Source organism: Luteimonas aquatica, from assembly GCF_022662575.1.
In the GTDB taxonomy this organism is placed as follows: domain Bacteria; phylum Pseudomonadota; class Gammaproteobacteria; order Xanthomonadales; family Xanthomonadaceae; genus Luteimonas; species Luteimonas aquatica.
Genome location: NZ_JALBFU010000003.1, coordinates 88,087 through 103,596 on the forward strand (window position 1 = coordinate 88,087; position 15,510 = coordinate 103,596).

General features: G+C 69.2%; 15 protein-coding genes and 1 pseudogene. 14 read left to right on the forward strand and 2 right to left on the reverse strand.

From position 1 onward, the window contains the following. Nucleotides 1–53: 53 nt before the first annotated feature. The 5 genes from fusA (at nucleotide 54) to MD221_RS09210 (ending at nucleotide 4,518) form a co-directional block, all read left to right on the forward strand. A complete protein-coding gene (gene fusA, locus MD221_RS09190) occupies nucleotides 54–2,117 on the forward strand; it encodes an elongation factor G (protein ID WP_242110758.1) in 2,064 nt (687 codons plus the stop codon). A gap of 16 nt (nucleotides 2,118–2,133) precedes the next feature. Beyond that, complete coding sequence (locus MD221_RS09195) at nucleotides 2,134–2,646, forward strand: DUF2784 domain-containing protein (protein WP_242110760.1); 513 nt, start codon at nucleotides 2,134–2,136, stop codon at nucleotides 2,644–2,646. Nucleotides 2,647–2,689: 43 nt separating this feature from the next. Then, entirely contained in the window at nucleotides 2,690–3,076 is a 387-nt protein-coding gene (locus MD221_RS09200; protein WP_242110777.1) for an HU family DNA-binding protein, read from the forward strand. 224 nt (nucleotides 3,077–3,300) lie between these two features. Continuing rightward, on the forward strand, nucleotides 3,301–3,735 hold the full coding sequence (locus MD221_RS09205; RefSeq protein WP_242110780.1) for a hypothetical protein: 435 nt from the start codon (nucleotides 3,301–3,303) through the stop codon (nucleotides 3,733–3,735). Between the two features lie 102 nt (nucleotides 3,736–3,837). Then, nucleotides 3,838–4,518 (forward strand): hypothetical protein, encoded by a 681-nt coding sequence (locus MD221_RS09210; protein WP_242110782.1) that lies wholly within the window; start codon nucleotides 3,838–3,840, stop codon nucleotides 4,516–4,518. A 30-nt stretch (nucleotides 4,519–4,548) separates the two neighbouring features. Here MD221_RS09210 and MD221_RS09215 read toward each other — a convergent pair whose 3' ends face one another. Next, on the reverse strand, nucleotides 4,549–6,777 hold the full coding sequence (locus MD221_RS09215) for a DUF5916 domain-containing protein (RefSeq protein ID WP_242110784.1): 2,229 nt from the start codon (nucleotides 6,775–6,777) through the stop codon (nucleotides 4,549–4,551). 154 nt (nucleotides 6,778–6,931) lie between these two features. Continuing rightward, nucleotides 6,932–7,402, reverse strand: a complete 471-nt coding sequence (locus MD221_RS09220) for an SET domain-containing protein (RefSeq protein ID WP_242110787.1) — start codon at nucleotides 7,400–7,402, stop codon at nucleotides 6,932–6,934. Nucleotides 7,403–8,091: 689 nt separating this feature from the next. Here MD221_RS09220 and MD221_RS09225 point away from each other — a divergent pair. The 9 genes and pseudogenes from MD221_RS09225 to MD221_RS09265 form a co-directional block, all read left to right on the forward strand. Then, nucleotides 8,092–8,496, forward strand: a pseudogene (locus MD221_RS09225) (SUF system Fe-S cluster assembly regulator); the annotation flags it as partial. Nucleotides 8,497–8,704: 208 nt separating this feature from the next. Then, on the forward strand, nucleotides 8,705–10,144 hold the full coding sequence (gene sufB, locus MD221_RS09230; RefSeq protein ID WP_242110789.1) for a Fe-S cluster assembly protein SufB: 1,440 nt from the start codon (nucleotides 8,705–8,707) through the stop codon (nucleotides 10,142–10,144). Beyond that, a complete protein-coding gene (locus tag MD221_RS09235; protein ID WP_242110791.1) occupies nucleotides 10,141–10,584 on the forward strand; it encodes a lysozyme inhibitor LprI family protein in 444 nt (147 codons plus the stop codon). The genes sufB and MD221_RS09235 overlap by 4 nt, the downstream gene beginning before the upstream one ends. 49 nt (nucleotides 10,585–10,633) lie before the next feature. Continuing rightward, a complete protein-coding gene (locus tag MD221_RS09240) occupies nucleotides 10,634–11,083 on the forward strand; it encodes a carboxymuconolactone decarboxylase family protein (protein WP_242110793.1) in 450 nt (149 codons plus the stop codon). Nucleotides 11,084–11,112: 29 nt separating this feature from the next. Further along, a complete protein-coding gene (gene sufC, locus MD221_RS09245; protein ID WP_242110796.1) occupies nucleotides 11,113–11,898 on the forward strand; it encodes a Fe-S cluster assembly ATPase SufC in 786 nt (261 codons plus the stop codon). Continuing rightward, on the forward strand, nucleotides 11,898–13,193 hold the full coding sequence (gene sufD / locus MD221_RS09250) for a Fe-S cluster assembly protein SufD (protein WP_242110798.1): 1,296 nt from the start codon (nucleotides 11,898–11,900) through the stop codon (nucleotides 13,191–13,193). The genes sufC and sufD overlap by 1 nt, the downstream gene beginning before the upstream one ends. Continuing rightward, complete coding sequence (locus tag MD221_RS09255; RefSeq protein WP_242110800.1) at nucleotides 13,190–14,464, forward strand: cysteine desulfurase; 1,275 nt, start codon at nucleotides 13,190–13,192, stop codon at nucleotides 14,462–14,464. Before sufD ends, MD221_RS09255 begins: the two co-directional genes overlap by 4 nt. Before the next feature lie 42 nt (nucleotides 14,465–14,506). Further along, on the forward strand, nucleotides 14,507–15,031 hold the full coding sequence (locus MD221_RS09260; RefSeq protein WP_242110808.1) for a GNAT family N-acetyltransferase: 525 nt from the start codon (nucleotides 14,507–14,509) through the stop codon (nucleotides 15,029–15,031). A 53-nt stretch (nucleotides 15,032–15,084) separates the two neighbouring features. Continuing rightward, nucleotides 15,085–15,405: a non-heme iron oxygenase ferredoxin subunit gene (locus MD221_RS09265; RefSeq protein WP_242110810.1), complete on the forward strand. Its 321-nt coding sequence runs from the start codon at nucleotides 15,085–15,087 to the stop codon at nucleotides 15,403–15,405. The last annotated feature ends 105 nt before the right edge of the window (nucleotides 15,406–15,510 follow it).

The window sequence follows — 15,510 nt, forward strand, 5'->3', positions numbered from 1 at the left end:
GGCCATCCCTGGCCGGACTTTCCACAAGAAAGCTCTCAGGGAGATACGGACTCATGTCCTACAGCACAGCGCAAATCCGCAACGTGGCCCTCGTCGGCCACCCCGGCGCCGGCAAGACCACCCTCTTCGAAGCCCTGCTGCATGCCGGCGGCGCGATCCAGACGGCGGGCACCGTCGAGCGCGGCAACACCGTCTCCGACTTCGACCCGATCGAGAAGCAGCGCGGCCATTCCATCGACGCCGCCATCGCCAGCATCGATCACGCCGCGGCCGGCCAACAGCTCGTTCACGTCAACCTGATCGACACCCCGGGCTACCCCGATTTCCGCGGCCCCACGCTGTCGGCGCTGGCGGCGGTGGAAACCGTCGCGATCGTGGTCGACGCCGCGTCGGGCGTGGAGTACGGCACCCGGCGCATGATGGAGCGGGCGCGCGAGCGCAATCTGTGCCGCGTGGTCGTGGTCAACAAGATCGACCACGAGGGCGTGGACTGCGCGCGCGTGCTCGAGGAACTGCGCGAGCAGTTCGGCCCCGAGGTGCTGCCGCTCAACCTGCCCGCCGACGGCGGCAAGCGCGTGGTCGACTGCTTCGGCCAGTCGCAGGGCGAGAGCGATCTGGGCCCGGTCGCCGACTGGCACCAGAAGATCATCGACCAGGTGGTGGAGATCAACGAGACCGTGATGGACCATTACCTCGACCTCGGCGAGGGCGGTCTGTCCGGCCAGGAGCTGCACGACGCCTTCGAGCAGTGCCTGCGCGAGGGCCACCTGCTGCCGGTGTGCTTCGTGTCCGCGCGCGGCGGCGTCGGCGTGAAGGAATTGCTGGGCATCGCCGAGCGGCTGTTCCCGCATCCGGGAGAGGCCAATGCGCCCGCTTTCGTCCGGGGAGCCGGCGCGCAGGCGCAGCCGGTCGAGGCGCGCCCCGATCCCGACGCGCACGTGATCGCCGACGTGTTCCGCATCGTCAACGACCCCTTCGTCGGCAAGCTGGGCATCTTCCGCGTCTACCAGGGCACGGTGAGGAAGGACTCGCAGCTGTTCGTCGACGACGGCCGCAAGCCGTTCAAGGTGGCGCACCTGTTCAAGCTCAAGGGCAAGGAGCACGTCGAGGTCGCGCAGGCGGTGCCCGGCGACATCGCCGCGGTGGCCAAGGTCGAGGACCTGCACTTCGACGCGGTGCTGCACGATTCCCACGACGAGGACCAGATCCACCTGGCGCCGCTGGACTTCCCCAGGCCGATGTTCGGCCTGGCCGTGGAGGCCGCCAGCAAGGGCCAGGAGCAGAAGCTGTCCACCGCGCTGCACAAGCTGGCCGAGGAAGACCCGTGTTTCCGGGTGGAGCACGAGGCCGAGACCAACGAGGTGGTGGTGCGCGGCCTGTCCGACCTGCACCTGCGCATCAATCTCGACCGCCTCAAGGACCGCCACGGCGTCGAGGTGGCCACGCGCCCGCCGCGCATCGCCTACCGCGAGACGGTCAGCGCCAAGGCCGAGGGCCATCACCGCCACAAGAAGCAGACCGGCGGCGCCGGCCAGTTCGGCGAGGTGTTCCTGCGCATCGAGCCGCTGCCGCGCGGCCAGGGCTTCGAGTTCGTGGACGAGGTCAAGGGCGGCACCATCCCGGGACAGTTCCTGCCCGCCGTGGAGAAGGGCGTGCGCCAGGTGCTGCACGGCGGCGCCATCGCCGGCTACCCGATGCAGGACGTGCGGGTGATCGTCTACGATGGCAAGCATCACCCGGTCGACAGCAAGGAGGTCGCCTTCGTCGCCGCCGGCAAGAAGGCCTTCCTGGAAGCCGTCGCCAAGGCCAGGCCGCAGGTGCTGGAGCCGATCGTCGACCTCGACGTCGCCGCGCCCGAGCAGAACATGGGCGACATCAGCGGCGGCCTGGCCGGCAAGCGCGCGCGCATCAACGGCACCGACGCGGCCAAGGGCGGCGAGATCGTGATCAAGGCGCAGGTGCCGCTCTCGGAACTGGAAGGCTATGCCGCGGAACTGAAATCCATCACCGCCGGACGCGGCCGCTACTCGCTGGACTTCAGCCACTACGAGCCGGTGCCCTCGCAGGTCCAGCAGCGGCTGGTGGATGCCTACAAGCCCAGGGCGGAAGAAGACTGACGCAGCCGGGGCCGCCGTGACCGGTGCGCTCTCGCCCGCCGCCGCCGGCGGGCTGGCCGATGCGATCCTGGCGCTGCACGTGGGCGTGGTCGCCTTCGTCGTGCTGGGCATGCTGGCGATCCTGGCCGGCGGCCCGCTCGGCTGGGCGTGGGTGCGCCGGCCGGTCTTCCGGATCGCGCATCTGGCGCTGATGCTCCTGATCGCGGCGCAGGCCTGGTTGGGGGCGCTATGCCCGCTGACGGTCTGGGAGCAGGCGCTGCGAACCCGTGCCGGACAAGCCACTTACAGCGAATCCTTCATCCAGCACTGGCTGTCGCGGCTGATCTTTTTCGACGCGCCCTGGTGGTTCTTCGTCGCCGGCTACAGCGCGTTCGCCGCGCTGGCCGCGCTCTGCTGGCTGCGCTGGCCGCCCCGGCGCGGCGCTCGCTCGCCACGACCGCCCTGCCCCGGCAGTAAAAAAACAGGGTTTTTTTGCGTTTTCCTATTGGCGGCGACGCACAGTTGCCCTACATTTCCACTGCCGACATGATCGGCCAGACAATTCCAACCATCCATTACGGAACAGGAACAACATGGCGAAGAAAGCAAAAACTGCGGCTAAGAAGGCTGCCCCGAAGAAAGCAGCGAAGCCCGCGGCGCCGAAGCCGATCAAAGAGGCGCTTGGCAAGGCAGGCCTGGTGGCCTACATCGCCGATGCCACCTCTGTCGCGCCGAAGGACGTCCGCGCCGTACTGGCGTCGCTCGAAGGTGCGGTCCACGCATCGGTCGGCAAGAAGGGCGCGGGTACGTTCACGCTGCCGGGCCTGCTGAAGATCAATGTCCAGGACGTTCCGGCCAAGCCGAAGCGCAAGGGCATCAACCCGTTCACCAAGGAAGAGCAGTGGTTCGCCGCGAAGCCCGCGACCCGCAAGGTCAAGGTGCGCACGCTGGCCAAGCTCAAGGCCGCCGCGATCGCCTGATCCATCCGGACGATCCTGGTGCGCGCGCGTCGGCGGGTTCGCGGCCGATCCGCTCCCGCCGATGCCGACAAGCCGGCGCTTTTCCTCGGGAAAGCCCGGCTTTTTTCTTGGGCGCGCCTTGCTTTCAAGGGCCCCCGTTGCGCGCACCCGGGGCGATTGCGCCATCGACGCGGCGACGGCGCGCGCAGTAGGATGCCGCCGTCGCCCGAGGCCGGAGAAGCTGCATGAACAAGCGCATCGCGATTTGCGGACTGGTGATGTCGCTGGCCTCGCTGCTGCTGGGCTACCTCGTGCACGGCCTGCTGCTCGGCCGCGACTACCAGGCGCTGGTCGGCACCCTGCTGCGCACGCCGCAGGATTCCCAGCACTACTTCCCGTGGATGATCGTCGCCCACCTGCTGGTCGGCTACGCGATGACCTGGATCTACGCCAAGGGCTCGGCCGCCGAGCGCAACGTCCTCGGCCAGGGTCTGCGCTTCGGCATCGCCGCCGCCCTGCTGGTGGCCGTTCCGAACTACCTGATCTACTACGCGGTGCAGCCGACGCCGGGCGCGCTCGCGGTCAAGCAGATCGCCTTCGACGGCCTGCGCTTCGTGCTGCTCGGGCTGCTGCTGGCCTATCTGCAGCCGCAACGCACGGCGCTGGCCGAGCGCGACTGATGCCGCGCCGCATGCCTTCCATCGCACAGGCTCCTCATGCCGCGTTCACCCGCCATGCGTAGGGTGCGGAAAGACTCCTCCCATCGACCGGATCGCGTGGCAATGGCCGCTCGCAACACCCGCCCCCTGCTTCTCGCCTGTACCTTTGCCTTGCTCGCCGCCTGCGGCGGCCGGCAGGGCTCGGATGCGCAATCGCAAGACGGACGGCAGGACGGGTTGCCGAAGCCGGAGCAGGACGGCGGCTCGATCACCGGCATGCCCGCCAAGCCCGGGCCGGGCGAGGTTCCGCTGTCGGGCAAACCGCCGCCGGCGGCGGCTCCCGAAACACCGGTGGACCTGCTCAATCCCAATCCTGAATCCGGCATGCTGCCCGGCGACGCTTCGGCCGGCCCCGGCGCGCCCGCGGCCGAACCCTCGGCGCAGGACGCGGTCGCGGTCATCCGCGACTACTACGCTTCGATCGACGGCCGCAGCTATGCCCGCGCCTACGCGCTGTGGGCCAACGCCGGCCAGGCCAGCGGACAGACGCCGCAGCAGTTCGCCGACGGTTTCGCCGGCACCGCCAAGGTCGGCGTCGAGATCGGCACGCCCGGCAACGAGGACGCGGGCGCCGGCCAGCGCTACATCCAGGTCCCGGTGGCGATCACCGCAACGCAGAGCGACGGCAGCGTGCGCCGCTACGACGGCACCTACACCCTGCACCGCACCGTCGTCGACGGCGCCAGCGCCGAGCAGCGCGCTTGGCGCATCCAGTCGGCCGACCTGCGCGAACTCAAGCCCTGAGCCGGGCGCCGCGCGCCCGGTGACGCCGCCCTACAGCTCGAAGCGGTAGCTGAACTTCACCAGCAGCTGTTCGTCGTTGCGCAGCGAGAAGCTGTCGCCGAGCAGGCCGCCGATGTCGTCCGAGCGGTCGTTGCGCTCGAATCCGCCGCGGCCATAGACCACGTACAGGTACGACAGCGGCGCCAGTTCGTAGCGGTAGCGGATCTGGAACCCCAGGTTGCGCACGCTGAACGCGTCCACCGGATCGTCGACCGCGATCGCCCGCCCGGCGGCGTCGACCCGATAGGCCTGGCGCAACCGGGCGTCGACCGCCAGCGCCTGCAGCTTCACGCGCAGCTCCTGGCGCTGGCCGATGTTCCAGTTCAGGCCGGCGTTGAAATGCCACTCGCGGCCGCGGAAGCTGCCGATCAGGTTGTCGCGGCTCCAGACCAGCCAGTCGGGCGTGGCGTCGGCGTAGATGCCGGCATAGACGCTGAAATCGTCGTTGACGAAATAGGTGGGCGTGTACTCCAGGCTCCAGCCGACCTCCGAATTGCCGGCCAGCCCGCCGGTGACCAGCTCGGCCTCGAGCTTGTGCAACCACGATCCCTTGCGCGGGCGCTCGTACTCCAGGTAGGCGTTGAGATTGCTCGGCCGCCACAGCGCGCCGTGGCCGCGGGTGAGCAGGTCGTCGTAGCCGGCGCTGTTGAGGTTGATCTGCGCGTATTCGTAGCTGCCGTTGCGCAGCCGGCTCTCGCGGCTGAGCCGGAACTGGTCGTTGAGCTTGTCGCCGCGGTCGTTGCGGTTGGTGGTGAGGCGGGCGCGCCAGTCCTTGGAGGCGTAGCGGGAGTCGGCCGGCAGGTCGGCGAAGCGGCGCTTGACCTCCCAGTGCAGGTAGTTGGTGCTGTTGCGCGAGAGGTAGCCGGCATCGTTGATCTGCAGGTCGTTGCCGAAATGCATGGCGATCCACTGCTGGCGCCAGCCATGGTCCATCTCGTAGTCGGCCCAGACCGTGGCGCCGGTGTCGCCGACGCGGCCGCCGGCCTCGTCGATGCGGCTGCCGAACACGCGGGTGCGGATGTTCCAGCGCGGCGTGGGGCGCCAGTTGTGGTCGATGCCGAGCACGGTCGCTTCGCGGTCGAGGTAGGGCCGCTCGACGCGGGTCAGCATCAGGCCGAGGTTCTGGGTGCTGAAGTCGCGCACCAGGCGCAGGGCACGGAACGAGCGCCCCGCCTCGCCCGACTCGTCGGCGGCGAACACGCCGTACTTGGTCGCGCCTAGGCTGCCGTTGACCTTGAGCGCGGCGGTGATGTCGCCGGAGCCGTCGCCGTCGTCGGCCGGACCGCCGATGCGGCGCGTGTACAGCAGCTGGCTGAAGTCCGAGGGCGTGGTGTACTCGAACAGCCCCTGGTTCTCGGTGAAGAACGGCCGCTTGTCGCTGATGAAGGTCTCGGTGGCGCTGAAGTTCACCACCAGGTCGTCGCTTTCCACCTGCCCGAAATCCGGGTTGATGGTGGCCGTGGCCTGGAACTGGCCGTTGGGCTTCCAGAAGACGTCGACGCCGCCGTCGAAGTCGCTGTCACGGCGAACGTTGTCGTACAGGCCGGAGACGTAGGGCGTGACCGCCAGCAGCGACTGGCTGTACTGCGGCATCTGCACCGGACTGAAGTCGGAGAGGAAGCGCGGCCGCTCGAAGCTGGCGCCCGGCCAGGCCGCGCGCTCGCCGGTGGAGCCGATCACCCGGTCCAGGTAGAGCCGCACCGTGCGCAGGTCGCCTTCGGCCTTGTGCATCGGCGCGATGTACCAGGGGATCAGCATCTCCACCGTCCAGCCGTCGGCGTCCTCGCCGACCGCGCGCCGCCAGTTGCCGTCCCAGTCGTCGTTGAACTGGTTCTCGTTGGTGATCACCGCGTCGGCGACGTCGCCGGTGGAGGCGACCGTGAAGTTGTAGCCGGTGCGGCCGTCGCCGTCGAAGTCGATCATCAGGTTGACGCGGTCGACCTGGTCCTCGAAGTCGCGCTGCACCCGCTGCCGGGTGCGCGGCACCGACGCCGGCTGGAGGTTGCGGAAGGCGATCGCCAGCCCGTCCGGGGTGGCCAGCACCCAGGCTTCGGTCGGCAACGAGGCCGGCGCGCCGCTGAGCGGCTGCACCTGGCGGAAATCGGTGACGTGCCGCGCCTCGCGCCACTCGTCCGGATCGATGCGGCCATCGATCTCCACGGCGAAGGCCGGCGCGGACAGCGCCGTCAGGACGGCCAGGGCCAAGCGTGCGGTGCGCATCCGGCGATTCTCTTCCCATCGGGCCCGAGGCCCACTGGCGCGCAAGGTAGCCGCCGCGCCGGCGGCGACCGACTGGCATGAGTCATGGCAACCTTTTGCCGGGCTGGCGCATCGCGCGGCCCGGCCTGCCCCCCCCGAAGCGGCGCCGGCGCCCTCAGTCCTTGGGCTGGAGCATGGTCCCGGTGCAGTTCTTGGCGCCGCACTTGCAGGCCCAGACCTTCTTCACCTTGGCGGTGTGCGGCTCGTCGAGGACGATCCCGTAGTTGTAGGTCAGCTCCTCGCCCGCCTTGATGTTGCGCATCGCCTCGATGAAGACCTTGTCCTTGTGGCGCTTGCCCTTGGCGTTCTCCTCGACGGTCGACTCGCAGTTGGGCTTGCAGCTGTGGTTGATCCAGCGGGCGATGTTGCCGTCGACGTTGGCGTCGATCACGTAGTCGTCGTTGAGGGTGAACAGGAAGGTGTGTCCGTTCTCGTCCTCGTCGCCGTAGACCTCGTCGACTTCCTCGTGCGTGCGCAACTTGCCCTTGTAGCGGACGATGCGCTCGCCCTTCTTGATGGCCTCGGTGGCGAACACGCCATTGCCGTGGATGGGGGACAGGCGGGCAGCGATCTTCTTCTTGGGCATGGCAGGTCCGGGGGGGTGAGGAACCGCGCATCAGCGGACGCCCACAAGGCGTCTGCTGCGGTTCCGAACGCCCGGCCATGGAAGGCCGGGCCGGTCTATCCGCAGCCGATAACGTCGCGCCACGGACGGCATCCTGTTACCAAGAGTCGCGAATGCCCGCTCGGCGTCTGCTGCGGGTCCGAACGCCCGGCCATGGATGGCCGGGCCGGTCTATCCGCAGCCGACAACGTCGCGCCACGGACGGCATCATGTTACCAAGAGTCGCGAATGCCCTATCGGCGTCTGCTGCGGTTCCGAACGCCCGGCCATGGAAGGCCGGGCCGGTCTATCCGCAGCCGACACCGTCGCGCCACGGACGGCATCCTGTTACCAAGAGTCGCGAATGCCCGCTCGGCGTCTGCTGCGGGTCCGAACGCCCGGCCCTGGATGGCCGGGCCGGTCTATCCGCAGCCGACAATGTCGCGCCACGGACCGCATCATGTCAGCAAGAGTCCCGAGCCGTCCGGCTTCACGAAACCCGCCCCTGCCAAGCTGACGCAACGCTGCGTTGCGGGCCCAGCCGCCGAATCCCCACGTTCGCGCGGACCGAGGCCATTGAGCCCGCCCGGCCAAAAGCGTACAATTTCGGTACGAATTTACCCCCCCAGCCAGAAGCCGAGGGCCGCACGGCCGGCTTCGAGCCAACCGCCATGCTCAGAATCACCAAGCTGACCGACTACGCCACCGTGGTGCTTACCGTGCTGGCGAGCGATCCCGAAGCCGTCGCCAGCGCCGCCGGGCTGGCCGAGCGCGCCGGCCTGGAAGTCCCGACCGTCGCCAAGGTGCTCAAGCCCCTGGCCCAGGCCGGCCTGGTCGAAGCCTTCCGCGGCGCCAACGGCGGCTACCGCCTGGCGCGCGCGCCGGCCGAGATCAGCCTGATCCAGGTCGTCGAAGCCATGGAAGGCCCGCTCGGCATGACCGAATGCAGCCTGCACGCCGGCGCCTGCGGCCTGGAACGCTCCTGCGGCGTGCGCGCCAACTGGCGCCGCATCAACGACGTGGTCGCCGACGCCCTGCGCGGCATCTCGCTGGCGCAGATGCTCAGCGACATCTCATTCGACGCGATCCCGTCGCCATCCATGGCGAAACCCGACAGCCGCCAGACGGACCGGCCTGGTCATCCTGACCGGGCGTTCGGGACCGCAGCCGATGCCGATGGGGCATCGGCTAAACGCGCCCCCTCACCCCGCAAGCCAGCCGGCACGCGCGCCGCCTCCCGCGGCATCCCCGCGCGCCTGGCCGCCAGCTGAGAACAGAACCAACGTGCAAGCAGAAAACGCCGAAATCCTCGAACAGCTCGGGCGCCGCTACAGCGCCGGCTTCGTCACCGAGATCGAGTCCGACAGCTTCCCGCCCGGCCTGGACGAGGACGTGGTGCGCGCCCTGTCGGCGAAGAAGCAGGAGCCGGAGTGGATGACCGAGTGGCGCGTGGCCGCCTACCGCCATTGGCTGACCATGCCGATGCCGCACTGGGCCAAGCTGAAGATCGCGCCGATCGATTTCCAGGCCGTGAGCTACTACTCCGCGCCCAAGGCCAAGTACGCCTCGCTCGACGAGGTGCCGCAGGAGCTGCTCGACACCTACGAGAAGCTCGGCGTGCCGCTGCACGAGCGCGCCAAGCTGGCCGGCGTGGCGGTGGACGCGGTGTTCGACTCGGTCAGCGTCGGCACCACCTTCCGCGCCGACCTGGCCAGGCAGGGCATCGTCTTCTGCTCGATGTCCGAGGCCATCCGCGAGCACCCCGAGCTGGTGCGCCGGTACCTGGGCAGCGTGGTGCCCACCGGCGACAACTATTTCGCCGCGCTCAACTCCGCGGTGTTCTCCGACGGCAGCTTCGTCTACATCCCCAAGGGCGTGCGCTGCCCGATGGAGCTGTCGACCTACTTCCGCATCAATGCCATGAACACCGGACAGTTCGAGCGCACCCTGATCGTCGCCGAGGACAAGAGCTACGTCAGCTACCTGGAAGGCTGCACCGCGCCGATGCGCGACGACAACCAGCTGCATGCGGCCGTGGTCGAACTGGTGGCGCTGGAAGACGCCGAGATCAAGTACTCCACCGTGCAGAACTGGTACCCGGGCGACGAGGAAGGCCGCGGCGGCATCTACAATTTCGTCACCAAGCGCGGCGAATGCCGCGGCGCGCGCAGCAAGATCTCCTGGACCCAGGTCGAGACCGGCTCGGCGATCACCTGGAAGTATCCGTCCTGCGTGCTGCTGGGCGACGACTCCACCGGCGAGTTCCACTCCGTCGCCCTCACCCACCACCGCCAGCAGGCCGACACCGGCACCAAGATGATCCACATCGGCAAGCGCACCAAGTCGAAGATCGTCAGCAAGGGCATCAGCGCCGGCCGCGGGCAGAACACCTACCGCGGCCTGGTCAAGGTCGAGCGCAGCGCCGAGGGCGCGCGCAACTACACCCAGTGCGACTCGCTGCTGATCGGCAAGCGGTGCGGCGCCCATACCTTCCCCTACATCGAGGTCAAGCACCCCGGCGCGACCGTCGAGCACGAGGCCACCACCTCGAAGATCTCCGACGACCAGCTATTCTACTGCCGCAGCCGCGGCATCTCGCAGGAGGACGCGGTCAGCCTGATCGTCGACGGTTTCTGCAAGCAGGTGTTCCGCGAGCTGCCGATGGAGTTCGCGGTCGAGGCGAAGAAGCTGCTGGAAGTGAGCCTGGAAGGGTCGGTCGGATGAAAACCGTACTCCTGCTCGTGCTCACCGCGCTGTCACAAAACGCTTTTGCCGGGGACAAAGAGAACATTCAATGCAATCCCGACGGCAATCAACTGCAGTTGAATTCCTGCGCATCGGAGGATTTCGCCAAAGCCGACAAGGCGCTCAACGGCGTCTACCAGCAGATCCTCTCGGAGTACAAGGACAATCCGCTGTTCCTGGAGAAGCTAAAGGCCGCCCAGCGACTCTGGGTGCGATTGCGCGATGCCGAGGTCGAGGCGAGATTTCCCATCGGCAAATCCGAGCGAGGCACCGACGTTTGGGGTTCGTCCTATCCGATGAGCGTGGATGCATATCGGGCCGGACTCACCCGGCAAAGAACGCGTCAGCTGCATCTCTGGCTCGACGGCCTGCCGGAAGGCGACCTGTCCGCGGGATCGGTCCGCCGGAAGCAGGACTGAGTGCCAGGCGTGCGCGCCGGCCTTTCGCCACATCGCCCCAATCCAGACCATGACCCCACGACTGAACTACAAGAAAGCCTCCCCGGACACCTGGAACGCAGTCATCGGCGTTTCGACGCAGCTCAACGCCGCGTCGATCGACCCGAAACTGCGCGCGCTTATCGAACTGCGCGTCTCGCAGATCAATGGCTGCGCCTACTGCGTCGACCTGCACATCCGGGAGCTGCGCAAGCTCGGCGAGAAGGCGCAGCGCATCGACTGCCTGACGGTCTGGCGCGAGGTGGGTTTCTACGACGAGCGCGAGCGTACCGCCCTGGCCTGGGCGGAGGCGCTCACGCGCGTCGAACGGACCCAGGCGCCGGACGACGTCTATGAAGCGATGCGCGCGCAGTTCGACGAACGCGCCGCCGTCGACCTGACCGTCGTCATCAGCCAGATGAACTCGATGAACCGCATCTCGATCGGTTTCCGCGGCCAACCTCCAGCACGCGCCGACTGATCTCCCTACCGCCTCCGCATTCCGACATCATGCTCAAGATCGACAACCTCCACGCCAGCGTCGCCGGCAAGGACATCCTCAAGGGCCTCAGCCTGGAAGTGAAGCCGGGCCAGGTGCACGCCATCATGGGCCCCAACGGCGCCGGCAAGTCCACGCTGGGCAACATCCTCGCCGGCCGCGACGGCTACGAGATCGGCGCCGGCACCGTCGAGTTCGACGGCCGCGACCTGCTGGAGCTGGAACCGGACGCGCGCGCCGCCGCCGGCGTGTTCCTCGCCTTCCAGTACCCGGTGGAAATCCCCGGCGTGAACAACACCTATTTCCTGCGCAGCGCGCTCAACGCCCAGCGCAAGGCGCGCGGCGAGTCCGAACTGGATTCGATGCAGTTCCTCAAGCTGGTGCGCGAGAAGCTCGCGATCCTGCACCTGGACGACAAGCTGCTGCACCGCGGCGTCAACGAGGGCTTCTCCGGCGGCGAGAAGAAGCGCAACGAGATCTTCCAGCTCGCGGTGCTCGAGCCGAAGCTGGCGATCCTCGACGAGACCGACTCCGGCCTCGACATCGACGCGCTCAAGCACGTCGCCGACGGCGTCAACGCGCTGCGCTCGCCCGACCGCGCCTTCCTGGTCATCACCCACTACCAGCGGCTGCTCGACTACATCCGCCCCGACGTCGTGCACGTGCTCGCCGACGGCCGGATCGTCGAGAGCGGCGGCCCGGAACTGGCGCTGGAACTGGAGCGCCAGGGCTACGCCTGGGTCAAGGACCGCATCGCGCCGTCGGCCGCCGCGCCGACCGGCCGGGATGCCGCGTGATGAGCGCGCTGCTGCAGTCGCTGCGCGAGTCGATCCCCGCCGTCCGCGCCTCGAGCGGAGCGGCCGAGGGCGATGCCGCGCGCCAGGCCGCCGTGGAAGCCGTGCTGCGCGACGGCTTGCCCGGCCCGCGCAGTGAGGCCTGGAAGTACACCCCGCTGCGCGCCCTGGAGCGCCGCGCGTTCGCCCCGTCCATAGACCTGCCGGCCTACGACGAGGCCGTGCTCGCCGCGATACCCGCGCCGCGCCTGGTCTTCGTCAACGGCCGCTTCGACGCCGCGCGTTCGGACGCGTCCGGCCTGCCGGCCGGCGTCGACCTGCGCGCGCAGGCCATCGCCGCGCCTGCCCAGGACGAGGCTCCCCAGGACGCTTCGGGCGGCGATGCGATCTTCGCCAGGCTCAACGACGCCCTGGCCGAAACCGGCGTACGGCTGCGCGTGGGCGACGGCGCGGTGGTCGAGACGCCCCTGCATCTGGTCTTCGTCGGCGCCGCGCCCGCGGACGGCCCGCAGCAGGACCTCGCCTGGCATCTGCGCCATGACATCGAGATCGGCGACAACGCCGCGCTGGCGCTGGTCGAGCACCACCTCCACAGCGGAGCGCACCGCCACCTGGCCAACGCCCGCGTACGCCTGCGCATCGGCACCGAAGCCTGGGTGCAGCACGTACGCATCCAGGCCGAGGCCGAGGGCGCGACCGCCGTACTGCGCACCGACGCGACACTCGCACGCGAGGCGGCGTACCACCGGCTCGATCTCGAGCTCGGCACCGCGCTGTCCCGCCACGAGCTCCACGTCCGCCTCGAAGGCGCCGGCGCGCGCCTGCACGCCAACGGCGTACTGCTCGCCGCCGGCAGGCGCCACCTCGACACGCGCCTGGCCATCGAGCACGCCGCCCGCGACACCGCCTGCTCGCTGCTGTGGCGCGGCATCGGCGCCGGACGCGGCCATGCCGTGTTCCACGGCGGCATCACCATCCTCGAGGGGGCCGACGGCAGCGACGCCAGCCTTTCCAACAAGAACCTGCTGCTGAGCGAGAGCGCCGAGATCGACACCCAACCGGTGCTGGTGATCCACGCCGACGAGGTGAAGGCCGCGCACGGCGCCACGGTCGGCCAGCTCGACCCGACCGCGATGTTCTACCTGCGCTCGCGCGGGCTTCCCGCCGACGCCGCACGGCGCCTGCTGACCGCCGCGTTCGCGCGCGAGCCGCTGTCCGCGGTCATCGCACCGGCGGAACTGCGCGAGGCGGCGCAGGCGCAGCTCGACGCCGCCCTGCAGGGCCTGGTGGGCGAATGAACGCACCGCACGCCCCCGATCCCTCCACCGCCGTCCGCGGCGAAGACGGCGCGCGCGGGACCGACTGGGCGCGCGTGCGCGCCGACTTCCCGCTGCTGGACCGCCGCGTCCACGGCAAGCCGCTGATCTACTTCGACTCCGCCAACACCGGGCAGAAGCCGGCGGCGGTGATCGAGACGGTCGACGCCTTCTATCGCCGCCACAACGCCAACGTCAGCCGCGCCGTGCACCAGCTCGGCAGCGAGGCGACCGAGGCCTACGAGAACGCGCGCCGCAAGCTGGCCCGCTTCCTCAACGTGCGCGCCGACGAACTGGTGCTGTGCAGCGGCACCACCTTCGCGATCAACCTGGTCGCCTATTCCTGGGCGCTGCCGCAGCTCAAGCCGGGCGACGCCATCCTGCTCACGCGCATGGAGCACCACGCCAACATCGTGCCGTGGCAGCTGGTGGCCGAGCGCACGGGCGCGGCGATCAAGGTGGTCGAGCTGAAGCCCGACGGCACGCTCGACCTGGAGATGCTGCACGCGCTGATGACGCCCGAGGTCAGGCTGCTCGCCCTCGCCCATGTCAGCAATGTGCTCGGCACGGTCAACCCGGTCCGCGAGATCTGCCGCGAGGCGAGGCGCCGCGGCATCGTCACCCTGGTCGACGGCTCGCAGGCCGTGCCGCACCGCCCGGTCGACGTCAAGGCGATCGGCTGCGACTTCTACGCCTTCACCGGGCACAAGATGTGCGGCCCCACCGGCACCGGCGCGCTGTGGGCGCGCAAGGAACTGCTGGCGGCGATGCCGCCGTTCATCGGCGGCGGCGAGATGATCAAGGAAGTCAGCTTCCAGGGCACCGTCTACAACGACGCCCCCTACAAGTTCGAGGCCGGCACGCCCAACATCGCCGGCTTCGCCGGGCTCGCGGCCGCCGTGGACTACCTGGAAACGCTGGGCATGGCCGACATCGAGGCCCGCGAACAGGCCCTGCTCGCGCACCTGACGGAGGAACTGTCCGGCGTCGAGGGCCTGCGCATCTTCGGCACCGCGCCGGAAAAGGCGGCGGTGGTGTCGTTCCTGGTCGAGGGCGCGCACGCGCACGACCTGGCCACCCTGCTCGACCTGGAAGGCGTGGCCATCCGCTCGGGCCAGCATTGCGCGCACCCGCTGCTGCAATGGCTCGGCGTCGCCGCCACCTGCCGCGCGTCGCTGGCGTTCTACAACACGCACGAGGAAGTGGAGCGTTTCGTGGCGGCGCTGCGCAAGGTACGCAAGCTGCTGGGCTGACGTACCGTCCGGCCGCGCCGGGAAGCGGTATAGAATTCCGCCATGTCCACGCTCGCCTTCCGCGCCGCCACCGCCGCCGACGTCCCGGCCATCGTCGCGCTCGTCACCTCCGCCTACCGGGGCGATGCCAGCCGCGTCGGCTGGACCACCGAGGCCGACTTCCTCGACGGCAACCGCATCGACGAAGCGGTGCTGCGCCACGACCTGGAGCGCCCGCGCAGCCGCGTCGTGCTGGCCGAGCGCGACGGGGCGCTGCTGGCCTGCGCGCACGTCGCCGAGGAGGACGGCCACGGCTATTTCGGCATGTTCTCGGTGGTGCCCGGACTGCAGAACGGCGGCATCGGCAAGACCGTGCTGGCCGAGTGCGAGCGCATCGCCCGCGACGAATGGACGCTGCCGGCCATGCACATGACGGTGATCGACATCCGCGAGGAGCTGATCGCCTTCTACGAGCGGCGCGGCTACCGCCGCACCGGCGTCTACAAGCCCTTCCCGCACGGCGACGCGCGCTTCGGCATGCCCAAGCGCGACGACCTGCGCTTCGAGGTGCTGGAGAAGGCGCTCTAGCTGTCAGGCCGCCGCCCGCGCCGCCTGGACGAGCACGCCCGAGGAAGCAAGCCATGTCCGACTGGATCCGCGTCTGCGCCACCGACGAACTGCTCCCCGGCGAGACCGCCGTGGCCTGGGACGGCGACACGCCGATCCTGGTCTTCAACTACGACGGCGACTACTACGCCCTCGAGGACCGCTGCAGCCACGAGGACTTCGAGCTGTCGGCCGGCAGCTTCGACGCCGACGAGGCCACCATCGAGTGCACGCTGCACGGCGCCAGGTTCGACGTGCGCGACGGCCGCGCCCTGTGCGCGCCGGCCTACGCGCCGGTGCCGAAATTCCCGGTCAAGGTCGAGGACGGGGCGGTCTGGACGCGCGACGACCGCTGACGGCGGCACCCGGCGGACCGTCCGAGATTGCGAATCCTTTGTAACTGCGAATCATTATCATTACAATGGCGGGGAGCCGGCCGTCGCCGGCATGACCTTGGGAAA

What these genes read in the sequence shown, in the direction of transcription:
- MD221_RS09215 (WP_242110784.1), bottom strand. Translation starts at nt 6,777, where the DNA reads ATGCGCACCGCACGCTTGGCCCTGGCCGTCCTGACGGCGCTGTCCGCG.
- fusA (WP_242110758.1), top strand. Translation starts at nt 54, where the DNA reads ATGTCCTACAGCACAGCGCAAATCCGCAACGTGGCCCTCGTCGGCCAC.
- MD221_RS09200 (WP_242110777.1), top strand. Translation starts at nt 2,690, where the DNA reads ATGGCGAAGAAAGCAAAAACTGCGGCTAAGAAGGCTGCCCCGAAGAAA.
- sufD (WP_242110798.1), top strand. Translation starts at nt 11,898, where the DNA reads ATGAGCGCGCTGCTGCAGTCGCTGCGCGAGTCGATCCCCGCCGTCCGC.
- MD221_RS09220 (WP_242110787.1), bottom strand. Translation starts at nt 7,402, where the DNA reads ATGCCCAAGAAGAAGATCGCTGCCCGCCTGTCCCCCATCCACGGCAAT.
- MD221_RS09235 (WP_242110791.1), top strand. Translation starts at nt 10,141, where the DNA reads ATGAAAACCGTACTCCTGCTCGTGCTCACCGCGCTGTCACAAAACGCT.
- MD221_RS09210 (WP_242110782.1), top strand. Translation starts at nt 3,838, where the DNA reads ATGGCCGCTCGCAACACCCGCCCCCTGCTTCTCGCCTGTACCTTTGCC.
- sufC (WP_242110796.1), top strand. Translation starts at nt 11,113, where the DNA reads ATGCTCAAGATCGACAACCTCCACGCCAGCGTCGCCGGCAAGGACATC.
- MD221_RS09240 (WP_242110793.1), top strand. Translation starts at nt 10,634, where the DNA reads ATGACCCCACGACTGAACTACAAGAAAGCCTCCCCGGACACCTGGAAC.
- MD221_RS09205 (WP_242110780.1), top strand. Translation starts at nt 3,301, where the DNA reads ATGAACAAGCGCATCGCGATTTGCGGACTGGTGATGTCGCTGGCCTCG.
- MD221_RS09260 (WP_242110808.1), top strand. Translation starts at nt 14,507, where the DNA reads ATGTCCACGCTCGCCTTCCGCGCCGCCACCGCCGCCGACGTCCCGGCC.
- MD221_RS09265 (WP_242110810.1), top strand. Translation starts at nt 15,085, where the DNA reads ATGTCCGACTGGATCCGCGTCTGCGCCACCGACGAACTGCTCCCCGGC.
- MD221_RS09255 (WP_242110800.1), top strand. Translation starts at nt 13,190, where the DNA reads ATGAACGCACCGCACGCCCCCGATCCCTCCACCGCCGTCCGCGGCGAA.